The 1,112-nt window shown below is 77.2% G+C and carries 1 protein-coding gene; it reads right to left on the bottom strand.

The genetic code is table 11. The features are described 5' to 3' along the window. Nucleotides 1-842, bottom strand: an 842-nt coding sequence (locus V7793_RS37800) for a phytoene desaturase family protein (protein WP_336014275.1), incomplete at its 3' end; no start/stop codon positions are given. Nucleotides 843-1,112: the final 270 nt, after the last annotated feature.

Here is a 1,112-nt window from a genome sequence, read left to right as displayed (position 1 = left end):
TCGGCCCCGGCCGTGCGCCCGTCCGCCAGCTCCACTCCGGCCGCGCGGCCGTCCTTCTCGACGACCGCCGTGACCTCCGTGCCCAGGGCGAACTCCACCCGGCGCGCCAGACACCGCGCGTGGACGGCGTCGGCCAGGCCGCGCATCCCGCCGCGCACGTACCAGCTGCCGAAGGTCTGCTCCATGTACGGCAGGACGGTCGCGCTCGCGGGGGCGCGGCGCGGATCGAGCCCGTACGCCAGGGCGTGGCTCTCCAACAGGGCCGTGAGCCGGGGGTCCTTCAGCTCGCGCCCGGCGACGGCCGCGAGCACGGGCGGGGTGCTCCGCCGGAACAGGCCGCGCTTGCGCAGCCCCGGGTAGGGGTCGTGGCCCAGGGCCTCCAGATACTCGGGGTCGTCGAGCAGGGGCTCCTCCAGCAGGGGGCGGCGCGTGGCGTCCCACACGGCGCGCGCCCGGTTCACGAGCTCGCTCCAGCGCTCGCCCGCGCCCGCGCCCACGGCCTCGTCGAGGGCCCGGACCACCCCGGCCCGGGAGGCGTTGGGCAGGGCGACGGAGGTGCCGTCGGCGAAGACGTGCGCGCTCGCCGGATCCACCTGGACCAGGGCGACGCTCTGCTCCAGCGACTCCTTGCCCGTCTTGACGAACAGGTCGCGGTACACGGCCGGCAGGTGCAGCAGCCCCGGCCCCGTGTCGAAGGCGAAGCCGTCCCGGGTCATGCGCCCGACGCCTCCGCCGTGCGTCGCCGTCTTCTCGTACACCGTCACCCGGTGGCCCGCGACGGCCAGCCGGGCGGCGGCAGCCATCGCGCCCATCCCGGCGCCGATCACCGCAATCCGTGCCATGAGGGCGACTTTATCCGGCGGCACCGGCAGCGCCGGGCGGCACCGGCCCGCAGGGCCCGGACGCAGGGCTCCGGGCGGGGCGCGCCTGGGGCTGAACGCCCAGGGGTGAGTACCCGTACTCAGAGGAGGAGATGAGTAGGCGCACGGATGGGCCGCGGGCCCGCCGGGCGGAAGAGTGGTGCCCACGGAAGGGGCGCGGCGCCGGCACCGCCGGCACGGGGCTGCGGAACGGCGCGGCACCCCCGACGTGACCGGGGGGCGGGGGCCCCG

It is taken from the genome of Streptomyces sp. KLMMK (assembly GCF_036961605.1).
Taxonomy (GTDB): domain Bacteria; phylum Actinomycetota; class Actinomycetes; order Streptomycetales; family Streptomycetaceae; genus Streptomyces; species Streptomyces telluris.
The sequence above is the reverse complement of the archived record's forward strand: the minus strand, read 5'-3'. Positions and strand labels throughout refer to the sequence as shown.